Source organism: Pseudomonas canadensis (assembly GCF_000503215.1).
GTDB classification, from domain to species: Bacteria; Pseudomonadota; Gammaproteobacteria; order Pseudomonadales; family Pseudomonadaceae; genus Aquipseudomonas; species Aquipseudomonas canadensis.
This window is the reverse complement of sequence record NZ_AYTD01000013.1, coordinates 775,228-792,205: the sequence shown is the minus strand read 5'-3', so window position 1 is coordinate 792,205 and position 16,978 is coordinate 775,228. Positions and strand designations below refer to the sequence as shown.

Below are 16,978 nucleotides of genomic sequence, written 5' to 3'. Positions count from 1 at the left end.
AGTGATCGACACATTCATCAGAACCGGCCCGCTTATGGAAGCCTCCAGTTACCCTGCCTGGGCTCAGAAACTGATCCTGGACTGTAGCGAGAGCAAGCGCCGCGTTGTCGAACACGAACTGTACCAGCGCATGCGCGACAATACGCTCAGCGCCAAGACTATGCGCCACTACCTGATCGGTGGATGGCCCGTGGTGGAACAGTTTGCCTTGTACATGGCACAGAACCTCACCAAGACCAAATTTGCCCGCCATCCTGGGGAGGACATGGCGCGCCGCTGGCTGATGCGCAATATTCGCGTGGAACTCAACCACGCCGACTATTGGGTGCATTGGGCCCGTGCCCACGGCGTGAGCCTGGAGGAATTGCAGGCCCAGAACGTACCACCGGAACTGCACGCGCTGAGCCATTGGTGCTGGCACACCAGCTCTGCCGACTCGCTGATCGTGGCCATTGCCGCGACCAACTATGCGATCGAGGGTGCCACGGGTGAATGGTCCGCCGTGGTGTGTTCTACCGGCGTCTATGCGGCCGCTTTCCCAGAGGAAGAGCGCAAGCGGGCGATGAAGTGGCTGAAGATGCACGCGCAGTACGATGATGCCCACCCATGGGAAGCCCTGGAAATCATCTGCACCCTGGCCGGGATGAACCCGACCAAGGAACTGCAGACCGAGCTGCGCCAGGCCGTGTGCAAGAGCTACGACTACATGTACCTGTTCCTGGAAAGCTGCATGCGCCTGGAGAAAGAAAAAGCCCCAGCCGTGGTGCGCGAGCGCCAGGTGCGGGTCGCCAGCGAAGCTTGATGAAATGAGAGTGGCGGGGGCTTACCCCGCCATTGCCAGGCGGTTGCGACCCTCTCGCTTGGCCACATACAAGGCGCTGTCGGCCCGACGCAGCAGGCTTTCGGTAGACTCTGCGGCCAGCAAAGTCGAGCAGCCCAGGCTCACCGTCAATTCGATCCGCGTGTCATCCGCCCAATAATCCTGGGCCTGCGCCGCTTGGCGTAGGCGCTCACCGACCATCGCAGCGGCATCCCGGCCCGTGTTGGACAGCAGGATCAGAAACTCTTCCCCGCCAAACCGGAACACCATATCCACGTTACGCAACTGGCGCTTGATCGCCCCGGCCACGGCGCGCAGTACCTTATCGCCAGCGGTGTGGCCGTAAGTGTCGTTGATGATCTTGAAGTGATCGATGTCGAGCATCAGCAAGGACAGCGGATTGAGGTGCCGGCGTGCCATGTCGACTTCCCGTTGCAGGGTCTGGTCCATGGCTATACGGTTGCCGGTCTCGGTCAGCGGGTCGCGCAAGGCACTGCGGGTGGCGGCGCGGTAGAGCAGGGCGTTGCGGATTGGGTAGAGTAAGGTGGCCAGCAGGGATTCGAGCTGGCCGAGCTCTTCTTCCGCCAGGCGCTGGTTGCGACGAAAGATCAGCTCGCCCAGGTGCTCGCCTTCATGGCTCAGGCTGTAGCTCACTGAGTGATGCCCGCGGTGGCCGAACTCCAGGCGCAAGTCGCTGGCCTGATGGCGGTACTGCAACGCGTCCAGGGGCACCAGGCGTTGGATCTCACGGAAGAACACACCGAGGATGCGCTCCGGCTCCAGGCTGGTTTGTAATTGCAGGCCCAGTTGCTGGCGAAGTTGCTCCAGCGTCGTGGGGCGGCGTGGGAGGAGGGATGGCTGACCAAACCCCAGGCGTTGCAATTTGGCACTGTCAAAGTCAATTGCGTTGGTCTGGGTGGGTGTTTTCATAAGCGATCGGCCTCTAAGCACTGGGCTGTCTTACAGGCTCGATGAGAGTGGCGAATGCCAAGCGTCTTACTGTTCCTTCAGTTCCGTAAAACATGAGTAACAGTTTAGACCGCTTTGCACAGGGTTATAACCCCTGGGCGCTGCCGCACGTCTTGTCATCGCTTAACCTGCTTGAATAAGGGTAGAGCGAGATTCATGCCAAATCGCTTAGAACTAATAAAAAGTCATATAAATCAATCGACTGCTTTTATCGCTAAAAGCAGTCGCTGGATGATGACGCCAGTTAATTGGCAACTAAGCGGTGGCCTTACTGTTTCTGCGGATCGAACTGTTTATCGCGAATAAACAACGCCGGTATGACACCGCAGATAAAGTACGCGCCGCCCATCACCAAAAAGCCCATGCCGATGGAGCCATGGGACGCCAGGAAGCCGATGGCTGCCGGCGCCACCGCTGCGCCGATACGGCCGATGTTGTACGCACCACCCACCGCCGAACCACGAAACTTGGCCTCAAAGCTTTCGGTCATGTAGGTCGCGTTCACGCCATAGGGAATGCCGTACAGGAAGCCGAACACCACCAGCATCCACAGGATATTCTCGGGGCTCTGGAACAGCACGATCACCGGCAGGAAGATCGCCGTGCCCAGAGCGCCAAACGCGAATACCACGCGTCGACCGAGACGGTCCGCCGCCAGGCCCGCGAGGATCTTGCCGAAGATCATCGCCGCATAAGTGCCGACCATGTAGCTGGTCATCGACTTGAAGTTCATCCCCAGCTCGCTTTCCAGGTACGACGGCATCCAGTTGTTCACGCCGTAGTAACCGAATTGCAAGAAGCCTGCGGTCAGGGCCCAGAGCAGGAACATACGGCTGGCCTTGGGGTCGCTGAAGATCAGCTTGAACATGCCATCGGGCTTTTTCTTCAGGACATCCTGGCTGCCGTTGGCTTTGTCTTTCGCCCGTTCGGCGCGCGCGGTCAACCAGGCCTGAGGCTCCGGCACCAAGCGTTGCATCAGCACGGCGAGGATCACCGGGATGATGGCCACGTAGAACAGCCAGCGCCAGCCGTGCTCCGGGAGAATCCAACCGGCCAGTAGGGTGGCAACGATGTAGCCCACCGACCAACCCGCCTGCAGGGTGCCGAGCACGGTGGTGCGGTAGCGGGTCGGCACGTATTCGGCCATCAACGTGTTGCACGCCACATACAGCGCGCCCAGGCCGAGGGAGGCGAAAAACCGGGTGGCCGCAAACTGCCAATAGCTGTGGGTCATGCCCAGGATCGCCGTGCCCACGGAAAACAGCACGATGCTCCACACCACGGTTTTTACCCGCCCGAAACGGTCACAGGCCCAGCCCCCGTAGATACCCCCGATGGCCATTCCGGCCAGGGTGAAGCTGCCCAGGCTGCCGGCTTCGACGCTGGTCAGGCCGAACTCGGCCTTGAGGCTGCTGAGGCTGTAGGACAGCAACATCAGGTCCGCGCCATCGATCAACAGGCCGAGGAAGCAGAAGATGAAAACGACGATCCACAGTTTGCTTTTTGCAGGCGACAACGCGCCCGCCGATGCGGCGACTTCCATAGCGATACCTTGCTTGTAGTTGTTAGGGCATTGGGTATGGTGGTGCGGTGAGGCCTAGCGTTGCGCCGCGCGAATCATGTTGCGGGCAATCACCAGTTGCTGGATCTGCGTGGTGCCTTCATACAGGCGGAACAGGCGCACATCCCGGTAGAAACGTTCGATGGCGTACTCGCTGATATAGCCGGCACCGCCGTGGATCTGCACGCAACGGTCAGCGACGCGGCCGCACATCTCGGTGGCGAACATCTTCGAACACGACGCCTCGGTGCCGATGTCCTGGCCTTCGTCGCGCTTGCGGGCGGCGTCGAGCACCATGCAACGCGCGGCGTAGATCTCGGCCTTGCTGTCGGCAAGCATGGCCTGGATCAGCTGGAACTCGGCAATCGGCTGGCCGAATTGCTTGCGCTCGATCGCGTAGTTCAGCGCGTCGTTCAACATGCGCTCGGCAGCGCCCACGCTGACGGCGGCGATGTGCAGGCGGCCTTTGTCGAGGACCTTCATCGCGGTCTTGAAGCCCACGCCTTCCACGCCACCGATCAACTGGCTGGCCGGCACGCGTACGTTGTCGAAAATCACGTCGCTGGTGTGGGCACCTTGCTGGCCCATCTTGTGGTCGCGTTTGCCCAGGGACAGGCCGGGTGTGTCACGTTCGACGATGAACGCACTGATACCGGCCGAACCACGGATCGCCGGGTCGGTGCGCGCCATCACGGTGAAAATCCCGGCGTGGGGCGCGTTGGTGATAAAGCGCTTGGTGCCGTTGATCACATAGTGGTCGCCATCGCGCACGGCGGTGGTTTTCAGTGAGGCGGCGTCGGAGCCCGAGTCTGGCTCGGTGAGGCAGAACGAGCTGAGCAGCTCGCCGCTGGCCAACAGCGGCAGGTAGTGCTCTTTCTGTGCGTCGGTGCCATCCAGCAGGATGCCGATGGAGCCGATGCCATTGTTGGTGCCGAAGTAGGAACGGAAGGCCGGTGAGGTGCGCCCCAGTTCAAAGGCGATGGTCACCTCTTCTTCCATGGTCAGCCCGAGGCCGCCGTAGGCTTCGGGGATGGTCAGGCCGAACAGGCCCATGTCCTGGAACTGGCTGACGATGTCCGCCGGGATTTCATCGGTCTCGGCGACTTCGTTTTCCCGTGGGATCAGCGCTTCGTCGACGAACTGCGCAATGGCGTCCACCAGGATATGAAGCGTTTGTGCGTCTCGGATCATGTGCATTCCTCAGCGGCCCGTTCGGCGGGCCTGTTATCGTCAATCTGCCGAGGCCATGCACCGGTCCAGCTAGCGGGTGGCGGCCTCGATGTTGTTCACCATGTGCTTGAGGCGTGGGCCGATGTCGTCTTCGAGTTTCTCCCGGGAGAGGTGGAAACTCGGTCCGCCACAGTTGAACGCCAGCAAGCCGTGTTGTGCGTGTCGCAGCGGCACGGCGATGGCGTTGACATCGCGGTGCCACTCACCGATCGACATGCAATAGCCGAAATCGGTGTAGTCCCGGAAGGCGCGTTCCAGCCCCTTGCGGATGCTCGGCCAGTCCTCCAGATGGCGCTGGCGGATATGGTCGAGAATGAACTCCCGCTCGTTTTCCGGCATTGCTGCCAGGCAGGCGCGGCCTGCTGAACTCAAGTGCAACGGCAACCGTGTGCCGACCTGGCGGCGCATGGTCATGTTCGCTTCGCCCTGGACCACGTCCAGGTACACCGCGTCGAGGCGGTCCCGAGTGGCCATCGCAACGGCCGCCTGGGCGTACTTGGCCATGGTCTCCATCAACGGATGAGCCACGGCGCGGATCGACAGGTTCGACAACATCGCGTAACCGAAGGCCATCACGCCTACATCCAACTGATACCGGCCTGACTGCGGCAGGTGCTTGAGGTAACCCAAGCGGGTCAGGGTGTGGGTCATGCGGGTGATCGTCGGTTTCGGCAGGCCGGTCTTGCGCGCCAGTTCCTGGTTGCCCAGCACGCTTTCGCTTGGCGTGAAACAGCGCAACAGTTCCAGGCCACGGGCCAGGGCGGTGACGAATTGGCGATCCTTGTCTTCCTCCTCATCGTTGTTCATCGGGTCGATCAACACATGCTCGAAAGCGGAAACTTCTGTGCTGTCCGGCTCGGGGTTTCGACGGCGCATGGTAATCCTCATTTTTTTATAAAATCAACAAAACAAAATAGTATTCCGCACAGCGAAACTAAGCAATCTTTTGCGCCTTGATTTTCAGATGAGATAAAACCCTTTAAAACAGCGAGTTAGTCGATGGTTTGAGCGTTGTCCGCGTTTTTCCGTTTACACCAGCGGGGTCGGTACTTATGCTAATCGTCAAATACGGAATGTTATTTCGCACAGCGAAACATGCGCCAATCCAACTAACAAGAACAGTGCAGCAGGAGTGAATGTGACCAGCGCCAACTCACCCGTGGTGACCCTCGACATCCATGACAATGGCGTGGCCGTGGTGCGTATCCACCGCCCTGAAGTGAAAAACGCCCTCAATGCCCAGGTGCGTGAAGCTCTCGCCGAGCACTTCCGCGCACTGTCCCGACGCCAGGATGTACGCGCCATCGTGCTGACCGGTGGCGAGCAGTTCTTCGTGGCCGGCGCGGATATCAAGGAGTTCGCCAGTGCGGGCGCGATCGATATGTACCGCCGCCACACTGAATACCTGTGGGAAGCCATCAGCCGTTGCCCCAAGCCGGTGATTGCCGCTGTCAACGGTTTTGCCCTGGGCGGTGGCTGCGAGCTGGCGATGCATTGCGACCTGATCGTGGCGGGCGAGTCGGCGCGATTTGCCCAGCCGGAAGTGAAGCTCGGCTTGATGCCCGGTGCGGGCGGCACTCAACGCCTGATCCGCGCGGTGGGCAAGTTCCAGGCTATGCGCATTGCGCTCACGGGTTGCATGGTCAGCGCGAAAGAAGCCCTGGCGATGGGCATGCTCAGCGAAATGGTCAGCGACGACCAGACACTGCCCCGCGCCCTGGAACTGGCCGCGCAGATTGCCGCATTGCCGCCGTTGGCGGTGGAGCAGATCAAGGAAGTGATGCTGGCCGGCGCCGACCTGCCGCTGGAAAGCGCCTTGGTACTGGAGCGCAAGGCCTTCCAATTGCTGTTCGATTCCAAGGACCAGAAGGAGGGCGCCGCCGCGTTCTTCGAGAAACGCACACCGCACTACCGGGGGGAATAAGTATGACCGACACCCTGAATACGATGGCATTGGTGGGCACTGGCGTCATGGGCGCGGGTATCGCACAAATCGCGGCCCAGGCCGGTGTGGTGGTGCATCTGTTCGATGCCCGTGAAGGCGCTGCGCAATCGGCTCGGGATAATCTCAGCGGCACCTTTGCCAAGTTGGTGGGCAAGGGCAAGATCAGCCAGGCCGCGATGGAGGCGGCGCTGGCCAACCTGCGGGTTGCCGAGGCGATTGATGACCTGAGCGATTGCGACCTGGTCGTCGAAGCCATCGTGGAAAACCTCGACGCCAAGCGCGGCCTGCTGCAACAGCTGGAAGGCATTGTCAGCCCGACCTGCATCCTCGCCACCAACACCTCTTCGCTGTCTGTCACGGCCATCGCCACCGGTTGCCAGCACCCTGAGCGCGTGGCCGGGCTGCACTTCTTCAACCCGGTGCCGCTGATGCGTGTGGTGGAGGTGATCGACGGCCTGGCCACCGCGCCAAAGGTTGGCGACGCGCTGTTGGCCCTGGCTGCACGCATCGGCCATCGCGGCGTGCGCGCCAAGGACACGCCGGGTTTCATCGTCAACCACGCCGGTCGTGCCTATGGTACTGAAGCGTTGAAGATGCTTGATGAGGGCATCGCCGAGCGCGGTGATATCGACCGCATCCTGCGCGACGGCGCCGGGTTCCGGATGGGGCCGCTGGAGTTGCTGGACCTCACCGGCCTGGATGTGTCGCACCCGGTGATGGAGTCGATCTACAACCAGTTTTATCAGGAACCCCGCTACAAACCGTCGCCCCTGACCCGGCAGATGTTGGTGGCTGGACGCCTTGGACGCAAGACCGGGCATGGGTTCTATCAGTATGAAAACGGCCAGCTCATCAATGGCCCTCAGCCTCAACCCGTACCGACTGTAAACCCGCAACCGCCGGTTTGGATCGCAACGGAAAACAGTGAAGACTACGAGCGCTTGAGCGCCTTGGTGATCAACCTGGGCGCCCATCTGGAACACGCCGCGCAACCTTCGCCTGAAGCGTTATGCCTGCTGGCCCCGTATGGCCGCGACGCCACCAGCGCCTGCGTGCGCTTCGACACCGACCCGGCGCGCACCCTGTGCATCGACCTGCTGACGGACCTGTCGCGTCATCGCACCTTGATGCAGAACCCACTGACTTCGCCCGCCATGCGCGATGCGGCTCACGCTTTGCTCTCAGCAGACGGTGTGGGCGTCACGGTGATTGGCGACAGCGTCGGCTTCGTGGCCCAGCGCACCTTGGCGATGGTGGTCAACCTGGCCTGTGACATTGCCCAGCAGCGCATCGCCAGCGTCGAGGATATCGACCAGGCCGTGCAACTGGGCCTCGGTTATCCCAAGGGGCCGCTGGCTTGGGGCGATGCCCTTGGGCCTCGGCGGATCCTGACGATTTTGCAGCGCATGAGCGAACTCACCCACGACCCACGTTACCGCCCCAGCCCCTGGTTACGGCGGCGGGCGATGCTGGGTGTTTCCTTGCGCCATGAAGAGCCGACAGCCGGCTGATTTCCCAACCTCACAGGACAAGAACAATGGGTGCATTGACAGGTTTGCGGGTACTGGATTTAAGCCGTGTGTTGGCCGGCCCCTGGTGTGGGCAAGTGTTGGCCGACCTTGGCGCGGAAGTGGTCAAGATCGAACGCCCGAAAAGCGGCGACGACACCCGTGCCTGGGGGCCGCCCTGGATGAAGACCGACACCGGCGAATCGTCCGGCGAAGCTTCTTATTATCAGTCGACCAATCGCGGCAAGTTATCCGTGGCCATCGACATGGCCACTCCCGAAGGTCAGGAGTTGGTACGCGCTTTGGCGGCCAGCTCGGATGTACTGATCGAGAACTATAAGGCCGGCTCCCTGGCCCGTTATGGCCTGGATTACGCGACCCTGGCCGAGATCAATCCACGCCTGGTGTATTGCTCCATCACCGGTTTCGGCCAGACCGGGCCGCGTGCCGAAGAGCCGGGTTACGACTTCATCATCCAGGGCATCGGTGGCTTGATGAGCATTACTGGCGAGCGTGATGATTTGCCGGGCGGCGGCCCGCAAAAAGTTGGCGTGGCGTTTTCCGACTTGATGACCGGCCTGTATTCCACCGTGGCGATCCAGGCTGCATTGCTCAGCCGTGAGCGCACCGGCGTTGGTCAATACATCGATATGGCGTTGTTGGACGTACAAGTCGCCACGTTGGCCAACCAGAGCATGAACTACCTCGCGTCGGGCAAGGTGCCGCAGCGTTATGGCAATGCCCACGCCAACATCGTGCCTTACCAGGTGTTCCGCGCCGCCGACCGTGACTTCATCATCGCCTGCGGTAATGACAGCCAGTTCATCGCCCTGTGCCAGAGCATCGGCCTGCCGCACTTGCCGCAGGACCCGCGCTTTTGTCGCAATGCCGACCGCGTGGCCCATCGCGAAGACATCGTCGCGTTGCTCTCGGCGCACTTCCTGGGGCGCAGCGCCGATGAGTGGGTGGCGTGCATCCATGCGTCGAAGGTGCCGGTGGGGGCGATCAACTCGATTGCGCAATCCCTGGAAGAACCCCAGGTGATCGCGCGCAACCTGATGGTGAACATCCCACACCCGCAGAACCCGGACTTTGCCATGGTCGGCAGCCCGATCAAAATGTCCGGCACGCCCGTGGAATACGTGCGGCCGGCGCCGAGGCTGGGGCAGCACACCGACGATATCCTCGGTGAACGGTTGGGCTTGTCGGCGGAGCAACTGGCCCAACTCAAGGCCCGTGGGATCGTCGAGCAGCAGGGTTAGACCAGGGTAGAGCGGTCGATCTGCGCGATGGAAGTGACGCCGGTGAGGGTCATGGCCACGCGCATTTCCTTGGCGAAGATGTCCAGCAGGTTTTCCACGCCGTGCTGGCCGTCGGCAGCCAGCGCGTAGGCGGTGGCACGCCCCAGCAGGCAGGCCTTGGCACCCAAGGCCAGCATGCGCACCACGTCCAGTCCGGAGCGGATGCCGGAGTCCACCAAAACCGTGAGATCGTCGCCCACCGCATCGGCAATCGGAGGCAGGGCCTTGGCAGTGGACAGCACGCCATCCAACTGGCGACCGCCATGGTTGGAGACCACGATGCCATCGGCACCGAAACTCACTGCGTCCTTGGCGTCCTGAGGGTCGAGAATACCTTTGATGATCATCGGGCCTTTCCAGAATTCGCGGATCCATTCCAGGTCTTTCCAACTGATGGAGGCGTCGAAATTGTTCGCCAGCCAGCCGATGTAGTCTTCCAGGTGTGTGGGTTTGCCCAGGTATTTGGAGATGTTGCCCAGGTCATGGGGACGGCCCATCAGTCCTACATCGAAGGCCCATTGCGGCTTGGTGACGGCTTGCAGCATGCGCCGCTGTGCTGCGAACGGTCCGGACATGCCCGAGTGGGCATCGCGATAGCGCGCGCCGGGCGTGGGCATATCCACGGTAAACACCAATGTAGTGACGCCCGCGGCTTGCGCGCGCTCCAGCGCATTGCGCATGAAACCACGGTCCTTGAGCACATACAGCTGGAACCAGATCGCCTGCGCGCTCTGCGATGCCACCTCTTCAATCGGGCACACCGACACCGTCGACAGGCAGAACGGAATGCCCTTGTTCGCCGCCGCCTTGGCCGCCTGCACTTCGCCACGTCGCGCGTACATGCCGGTGAGGCCCACCGGGCTGAGTATCACCGGCATGTCCAGCTCCTGGCCGAACAGCGTGGTCTTCAGGCTCAGGTTGTCCACATTGCGCAGGATGCGTTGGCGCAGGCTGATCTCGGCCAGGTCCGAACTGTTCGCACGCAGCGTGTGTTCGGCGTAGGCGCCGCCGTCGATGTAGTCGAACAGGAAGCGCGGCAACTTGCGCTTGGCGGCTGCGCGGTAGTCGGAGGCGGACGAGATGATCATTATTGGAGGGCTCCACAAGGCAAGGTGAAGTCAGGATAGGCAATTCTCTGGCATGATAAAAACAACTTTTATCGCTGGTGGTCAGTCGCCGAAGGAATACTGATGAACCTGAGAACATTGCGAGCCTTTGTCGAAGTGGTGCGCCAGGGTGGTTTCTCCCAGGCCGCCGAGGTGGTGTGCCTGACCCAATCCACCGTGAGCAAGGCGGTCAAGACGTTGGAAGATGAACTGGGCACACCGTTGCTCAACCGCCTGGGCCACCGTAACGAACTCACCGCTGCCGGCGAAATCGCCTACCGACGCGCCTTGGTGCTGCTTGCCGAGCGCAACGACTTGGTGGCTGAGATCAACGACCTGCGCGGTTTAAAGCGTGGCGTGCTGCGTATCGGCCTGCCGCCGGTGGGCTGCGGCGTGCTGTTTGCGACGATGTTTGCGACCTACCGCAGCCGCTACCCGGACATCGACATCGAACTCACCGAGTACGGCAGCAAAAAGCTGCGCGAATGCCTGGAAGCGGGGGAGGTCGACCTGGCGGCGCTGCTGCTGCCGGTGGATGAAGACTTCGACTACCAACCTGTGCGCAATGAGCCGCTGATGGCCGTGCTGCCCATCAGCCACCCTTTGGCCCAGCGCAAGCGCATCGACTTCACTGACCTGGCCGATTCACCGTTCATCCTCTTCGAAGCCGGCTTTGCCCTCAACGCCAAGATCCTCGCTGCCTGCGAGCGCAAAGGCGTCACCCCCAAGGTGACCGCACGCAGCGGGCAGATCGACTTCATCATCGACCTGGTCGCCGCCGGACTGGGTGTGGCCTTCGTGCCACGCATGCTGGCGCACAAACATCAACACGCTGGCATCGCCCTGGTCCCGTTGGATGAACCCCACACCGACTGGCACATCGCCCTGGCCTGGCGCTCGAGCGCCCATCTGCCACCGGCGGCTTTGGCCTGGCTGGAGTTGGCAAGGGAACACGCCGATTCAACCGGTCATCCGGTTTAATCACACCGAATGAAAGGGAGTGCTTGACTTATCCTTTTTAATCAGTAACATACGGCGCATTCCGCGATAGCTCAGTTGGTAGAGCAAGTGACTGTTAATCACTGGGTCCCTGGTTCGAGTCCAGGTCGTGGAGCCAGATAGCGACATAAAAAAAGCCTGCAGAGATGCAGGCTTTTTTTTGCCTTGGATTTTTCCAGGGTGATTGAATCGCACAGCGTGATCAGCATGAAGCCGTCTCTAATCCTACGATTCAGAGGGCAGCCCCATGAAAGTCGCTTTAGTCGCTTCAATCAAAGGCGGGCCGGGTAAGATCACGGTTGGCGCCAATCTAGGTGCGTTCTGCGCCTATGCGGGTATCCATACTCTGCTAATTGATCTCGATAATCGGCCGTCGCTATCCTCATTTTACAACCTGTCCTACGAGGCTCTTGGCGGCACCTATCAGTTGATCACGTTCAATGGGGCTCAGAGGAAGGACGCCTCTGGATCTCCTGGCGACTCAGATGGGATTTGGAATTGGTCGAAGACTTGGAGTACGGGGTGTATTCCTGATGACGATAGTGCCAGGAAATGGAGAGTTGTACTTGTGGCGATTGGGTCAAGAGAAGCATGCATCCACTTGGTCGTCCACCATCGGTGCTCAAACTGCTGGGGGCCGGTGGAATTCTAAAGGTGTCAAAGCGGTGTACTGTTCGGCGTATCCGTCCACTGCGATCCTTGAGGTGGCAGTGCACAAGGGTTTTCAGGCGCTGGACACGATTCCACATGTACTCACGTGTTGACGCACAGAGCAAGATTTCAGAAGGTTGAATACTACCTAATCCGACATCTCGATTTAACGAGTATCCTCAACTCCTCTTGGAGATAGAGCCTTTTCTGGGCATCATAGGGCATGTGGCCAGCATTTCAATTTCACGACCTATTTGGTTTCAGGTCATCTAGGCAATAAGGACATGTTGAAAAGTGGCTCGGGATTCATTTGGCTAGGACAAAATGGCGACTCTATATGGTCTCCATGGTTTGTAAAAATCTAGCCTCGTCACTTGAGCAGTGAGATCTGATCAGTAGAGGGCAGTTGTATTTACGTTGAAAGCGAACACGGCGATTCAGGTGCCAATATGCGGCTTGGAGCTGCTGAATGGAGTGTACTTATCAGGTTTTTGATGCCTGAGTCACTTCCAGCTAAAAGGGAGGAGTGCAAATCACTTCTTCAAACGACGTTCGGAGAAAACCTCCCAGAAGGGGTCGTGGGTGCTTTTTCTCTACTCGCATGTATAGGGCACGAGCAGGACGCTCATGAGCTTTTGGTTGCGTTCCTGAGCGAGAAACATGATTCGGAAAGATTGAGTCGTCTGTTGCAAGATCGACTCCTTGCTGGTGACGTTCCGAAAGTAGTTGTGCTCGATCCAAGCTCGACCCCGGAAGCTGAAAATTCAGAGCTAGAATCCGGGGATCTATTCATTGCAGATGACGGCCATCAGGATTGGAGCTGGATCGCGACAGATGAGGTGCAAGCCCCACAAGTAGACGACATGGAACTGAGAGCGCTCGCGAGCATGACTCAAGGATCCATCGGCTCCTACAGCGCAGAGGAAGGCGGTGCTGTAGTGCTTGATTTTGCCCAGCCATTTCACGATTTTGCGTGGGGCGTTGAGTCCACTGATTCCCAAATATCAGGTGTTGGGTTGGCTGCAGAGCATGCTCTGGTGGAGCGTACCGGAAAACTTGGTACGGTAGGGTTGGATCTGTTGAACTACTTTGTGGACAATCCTGGGGATCGAGCTGTTCACGCGGAACACGTTCTAGGGCATCACGTTGCTGACATCAATAAGCTTCTAATGGGCCCTTTGAAACACTACCTGAAGAGAACCGGATCAGGCGGGTGGGAGTGCCATTCATGGGTGCCAGGTGTTCTGCTTATGCTGGGAGAGGAGTAGTGGATGGGGGGGGCTTGTTGCTGCCAAGATGAATCACTTCAGATTTTTCAGGTGCTCAAGCAAAGCAGGCAGTGCGGATCCTGGATTTTTGAGTTCGCACTCCCAAACCGTGATCACATGCCAACCTTTGTCAGTCAACTCTTCCATGACCTTTCGATCTCTAGCGGCATTGGATTCCAACTTTTTTGTCCAGAAATCGATACGAGTCTTGGGCAAGACTGCGTACTTGCAGTTAGCATGGCGGTGCCAGAAACAACCATGTACAAATATACAGGCCTTCAGTCGAGGCAGTAGAATGTCGGGTTTTCCGGGCAAGTCCCTTCGATGAAGTCGAAATCGGTAGCCATGTGCGTGCAGAAAACGTCTGACAATTAGCTCTGGTTTGGTGTTCTTCCCTTTGATTCCGGCCATTAGACGGGATCTTGTGGCGGGGTCAACGACGTCCATTTCGTATCTTTTCTAAATAGCGTGGTTTCATGAGTCGTAGCTCCCCCATCCAGATTGTAGATCTCTTCGCCGGCCCTGGCGGCCTTGGAGAGGGGTTCTCCTCTCATTCGGGCCTAAACGGTGCAACCTTCGAGATCAAGGTATCGGCCGAGATGGAGGGTTCCGCTCGCTCCACTCTCCGTCTTCGGGCTTTCTATCGGCTGTTAAAAAATAACCAGCCTGAAGCCCTTGAAGATTATTACAACTTTTGCGAAACGGCTGATGTTTTGGAACCCTATACCGCTAGGAGTTTCGATGCCTGGAAGCATGCCGATAACGAGGCTCAGCTCTTGGAGCTGGGTACTGAAGAGGGCAACCTTAGGCTCGACAAAATCCTTGCAAGCCGACTCGATGAGACTAGGCCGTGGGTGCTGATCGGCGGCCCTCCATGTCAGGCGTACTCAATTGTAGGTCGAGCTAGAAATCGTGGTAAGGCAGATTATCGCGCAGAAAATGATCATCGACATTTTCTGTATCGTGAATATCTGAGAATTATTCAGAAAAAAAGACCCGCAGTTTTCGTCATGGAAAACGTGAAAGGGATCCTTTCATCGCAGGTTGCTGGCGAGCAGATGTTTCCACAGATCTTACGGGACTTGGCAGATCCTGATGCGGCGTTTGGTGAAAGCAGCAATGGACCGAAGTACAGAATCTGTTCTCTTGTCGCCGATGACGTGTATGAAAGTGGGGCTGAGCCGAATAGTATCGAGCCAACCAATTACATTATTAAGGCTGAGGAGTACGGCGTTCCTCAGGCTAGGCATCGAGTCATACTTCTTGGTATATCGGAAGAGTATTTGGATAGAATTGGCGATCATAAGCTGTCTCCTGCGTCGGGTCCGACGATAGATCAGACGATAGGGAGCCTACCGCCACTGCGTAGTACTCTCACTCGTCTCAAAGACTCTCCGGATGCATGGGAAGACATTGTACGACAGCATTTAAATGAGCTGGGGCATGAGTGCCTGCAGCTTGTAAGTGATGCTCCTGAAAGACTAGTCTTGGCAACCAAGCTTGGAATACTAGCCAACAGTTATGATAGTCGCGGCATGAGTTCCGGTGGATTGAGGGTATTGAAGAAAGACTCTTGGAATGGATTAACAGGAACCCCTCTCGATGATTGGTTGCCGGATTCGAGACTGAAGTACTGGCTCAATCATGAGGCAAGGGGGCACATGACATCCGATTTGCGAAGGTATGTGTACGCTGCTGCTTTTGCCGATACTTACAAGGAGTCTCCCAAAGGGCATCTGGACTTTAACCTTCCAGGGCTCGCGCCGGATCACAAAAATTGGACAAGTGGGAAGTTTAGCGATCGTTTTCGAGTCCAGAGAGCGGGTATACCCTCCACAACAATAACCAGCCACATCGCGAAGGATGGTCATTACTTTATCCATTACGATCCCAGACAATGCCGAAGCTTGACTGTACGAGAGGCGGCAAGACTGCAGACTTTTCCCGATAACTATTTCTTTCTTGGTAATAGGACACAACAGTTTCATCAGGTGGGTAATGCGGTTCCACCACTTTTAGCCCGTCAGATTGCAGATGTTGTTGCACGGATTGTTGAAGGCGGAAAAAGCGCCTAGTAAATTCAAGCAGATCATTATTGGCAAGACAAGGAGCGTTATTTTGTCACAGACATTCAAGAGTCGTAATGCTCCGCCTAAGGCAAGCGCAATGGTCGAGGCACTTCGAGGATTGGGCTATAACACCCAGACGGCACTAGCAGATATTATCGATAATAGTGTTGCTGCGGGGGCCACGGAGGTCAAAATCGAGTTCGCTTGGTCTCAGGCTGGCTCTCGAATCACCTGCCTCGACAACGGTGTAGGGATGTCAGCGGCCGGACTTGATCTTGCCATGAGATTGGGTGAGCGAAATCCACTGGAAGAAAGGGCAGCGTCCGATCTCGGTCGATTCGGATTGGGCCTTAAGACTGCTTCATTTTCTCAGTGTCGCAGACTAACCGTTTCGACTCTCGGTGCGGACGGTATGCAGTCCTTGCGCTGGGATCTTGATTATCTTGCCAATAGCCCCGATGGCGGCTGGCATCTCTTGGAAGGCCCACACCCCGGCTCTGAAGAATATGCGACGCCGCTTTCGGAGGCCGGCCGTGGGACCCTTGTCCTGTGGGAGGAGCTAGATCGAATTATTACCGCTGGAAGTAGTGTTCAGGACTTCCTCAACTTGGCTGATAAGGTCGAGCAGCACCTTGGGATGGTTTTCCACCGATATTTGGAAGGTACCCGGCCGCGTCTCAAAATTTTGCTCAATGGTCAAGTGGTGAAACCCTGGGATCCCTTTATGACGGAGCATCCCGGGAAACCCTACAATCCTCCCGTATTCAAGCATCCGACTCTCAAGGGGATCGAGGCGGAATGCCATGTTCTGCCGCACAAGGACATGCTTTCAAGTGAGGACTTCGAACTTTTGGCTGGCCCTGAGGGCTGGACCGATCAGCAGGGATTTTATGTCTACCGCAACGAGCGTCTTCTCGTTGCAGGCAGTTGGTTGGGGTTGGGTACGGGTAGGTCTTGGACAAAGGACGAAGCCCACAGGCTGGCGAGAATTCGTCTGGATATACCCAACTCTGCCGATGCGGACTGGAAAATCGATATCCGCAAATCCACTGCAAGACCACCGTTTTACCTCCGAGACTGGTTGACCCGCCTTGCTGAAGCGACACGTGGGCGTGCACGCCGCGCATTTGCCCATAGAGGAAGGCCCACGTTGTTGGGCAATAAACAGGTTGTTGAAGCTTGGAAGGTCGAGCGGCTCGCCAGCGGAATACGTTACCGGATCGATAGTGATCACCCCGCAATACGAGATGTACTGGATGATGCGGGGGCGCTGCTTCCGCAGATCAAGGCGATGTTGCGAGTTATAGAAGAGACGGTCCCTGTTCAGAGAATATGGATCGATACAGCGGAAAACAGAGATACGCCCTGCACTGGCTTTGAGAAGACTGCGTCCAGCGAAGTCAGTGAAATATTGATGGTTATGTACCGCAGCATGATCGAAAAGAAGGGGTATTCCGCCTCTTCTGCAAGAGAGCAGCTTCGGACAACAGAGCCTTTTCATGCGTTTCCGTCATTGGTTAATGCCCTGCCTGACAATCTTTAAGGAGCTGT

16 protein-coding genes and 1 tRNA gene are annotated in these 16,978 nt (G+C 58.1%); 11 read left to right on the top strand and 6 right to left on the bottom strand.

The window, feature by feature from the left end; translation table 11 throughout:
- Window position 1: 1 nt before the first annotated feature.
- The gene (locus U367_RS0112535; RefSeq protein WP_028617233.1) at window positions 2–802 is read left to right on the top strand and encodes a TenA family transcriptional regulator; all 801 of its coding nucleotides are present in this window, start codon (window positions 2–4) and stop codon (window positions 800–802) included.
- A 21-nt stretch (window positions 803–823) separates the two neighbouring features.
- Here U367_RS0112535 and U367_RS0112530 read toward each other — a convergent pair whose 3' ends face one another.
- The 4 genes from U367_RS0112530 to U367_RS0112515 form a co-directional block, all read right to left on the bottom strand.
- On the bottom strand, window positions 824–1,750 hold the full coding sequence (locus U367_RS0112530; protein ID WP_028617232.1) for a GGDEF domain-containing protein: 927 nt from the start codon (window positions 1,748–1,750) through the stop codon (window positions 824–826).
- 307 nt (window positions 1,751–2,057) lie between these two features.
- Window positions 2,058–3,332: an MFS transporter gene (locus U367_RS0112525; protein WP_028617231.1), complete on the bottom strand. Its 1,275-nt coding sequence runs from the start codon at window positions 3,330–3,332 to the stop codon at window positions 2,058–2,060.
- A 54-nt stretch (window positions 3,333–3,386) separates the two neighbouring features.
- Entirely contained in the window at window positions 3,387–4,541 is a 1,155-nt protein-coding gene (locus U367_RS0112520) for an acyl-CoA dehydrogenase family protein (protein ID WP_028617230.1), read from the bottom strand.
- A gap of 69 nt (window positions 4,542–4,610) precedes the next feature.
- Window positions 4,611–5,456, bottom strand: a complete 846-nt coding sequence (locus U367_RS0112515) for an IclR family transcriptional regulator (RefSeq protein WP_122555173.1) — start codon at window positions 5,454–5,456, stop codon at window positions 4,611–4,613.
- Between the two features lie 262 nt (window positions 5,457–5,718).
- Between U367_RS0112515 and U367_RS0112510 the strand changes: the two genes are divergently transcribed.
- From U367_RS0112510 to U367_RS0112500, 3 genes are read left to right on the top strand one after another with little or no spacing between them, the layout of a single operon-like run.
- Entirely contained in the window at window positions 5,719–6,504 is a 786-nt protein-coding gene (locus U367_RS0112510; protein ID WP_016976408.1) for an enoyl-CoA hydratase, read from the top strand.
- A 2-nt stretch (window positions 6,505–6,506) separates the two neighbouring features.
- Window positions 6,507–8,036, top strand: a complete 1,530-nt coding sequence (locus tag U367_RS0112505) for a 3-hydroxyacyl-CoA dehydrogenase (RefSeq protein WP_028617228.1) — start codon at window positions 6,507–6,509, stop codon at window positions 8,034–8,036.
- A 26-nt stretch (window positions 8,037–8,062) separates the two neighbouring features.
- Entirely contained in the window at window positions 8,063–9,295 is a 1,233-nt protein-coding gene (locus U367_RS0112500) for a CaiB/BaiF CoA transferase family protein (RefSeq protein WP_028617227.1), read from the top strand.
- Here U367_RS0112500 and lldD read toward each other — a convergent pair.
- Window positions 9,292–10,422 (bottom strand): FMN-dependent L-lactate dehydrogenase LldD, encoded by a 1,131-nt coding sequence (gene lldD, locus U367_RS0112495; RefSeq protein WP_010208917.1) that lies wholly within the window; start codon window positions 10,420–10,422, stop codon window positions 9,292–9,294. The two genes, U367_RS0112500 and lldD, sit on opposite strands and share 4 nt — an antisense overlap.
- Window positions 10,423–10,524: 102 nt before the next feature.
- Here lldD and U367_RS0112490 point away from each other — a divergent pair, with 102 nt between their 5' ends.
- The 5 genes from U367_RS0112490 (at window position 10,525) to U367_RS01000000130085 (ending at window position 13,358) form a co-directional block, all read left to right on the top strand.
- The gene (locus tag U367_RS0112490; RefSeq protein ID WP_028617226.1) at window positions 10,525–11,421 is read left to right on the top strand and encodes a LysR family transcriptional regulator; all 897 of its coding nucleotides are present in this window, start codon (window positions 10,525–10,527) and stop codon (window positions 11,419–11,421) included.
- A gap of 60 nt (window positions 11,422–11,481) precedes the next feature.
- Window positions 11,482–11,557: transfer RNA gene (locus U367_RS0112485), tRNA-Asn, on the top strand.
- Window positions 11,558–11,686: 129 nt separating this feature from the next.
- Window positions 11,687–12,091 carry a ParA family protein gene (locus U367_RS1000000132370; protein ID WP_236639979.1) on the top strand — a complete coding sequence of 135 codons (405 nt, stop codon included), beginning with the start codon at window positions 11,687–11,689 and terminating at the stop codon, window positions 12,089–12,091.
- The gene (locus U367_RS1000000130880; RefSeq protein ID WP_394365137.1) at window positions 12,000–12,203 is read left to right on the top strand and encodes an RES family NAD+ phosphorylase; all 204 of its coding nucleotides are present in this window, start codon (window positions 12,000–12,002) and stop codon (window positions 12,201–12,203) included. The genes U367_RS1000000132370 and U367_RS1000000130880 overlap by 92 nt, the downstream gene beginning before the upstream one ends.
- A 381-nt stretch (window positions 12,204–12,584) precedes the next feature.
- Window positions 12,585–13,358 (top strand): hypothetical protein, encoded by a 774-nt coding sequence (locus tag U367_RS01000000130085; RefSeq protein WP_152537914.1) that lies wholly within the window; start codon window positions 12,585–12,587, stop codon window positions 13,356–13,358.
- 33 nt (window positions 13,359–13,391) lie between these two features.
- On the opposite strand, the gene U367_RS1000000130875 is transcribed toward U367_RS01000000130085, so the two are convergent.
- The gene (locus U367_RS1000000130875) at window positions 13,392–13,805 is read right to left on the bottom strand and encodes a very short patch repair endonuclease (RefSeq protein ID WP_073860024.1); all 414 of its coding nucleotides are present in this window, start codon (window positions 13,803–13,805) and stop codon (window positions 13,392–13,394) included.
- A gap of 29 nt (window positions 13,806–13,834) precedes the next feature.
- Between U367_RS1000000130875 and U367_RS0112470 the strand changes: the two genes are divergently transcribed.
- Entirely contained in the window at window positions 13,835–15,433 is a 1,599-nt protein-coding gene (locus tag U367_RS0112470) for a DNA cytosine methyltransferase (protein WP_028617224.1), read from the top strand.
- Between the two features lie 91 nt (window positions 15,434–15,524).
- The gene (locus U367_RS0112465) at window positions 15,525–16,970 is read left to right on the top strand and encodes an ATP-binding protein (protein ID WP_028617223.1); all 1,446 of its coding nucleotides are present in this window, start codon (window positions 15,525–15,527) and stop codon (window positions 16,968–16,970) included.
- Window positions 16,971–16,978: the final 8 nt, after the last annotated feature.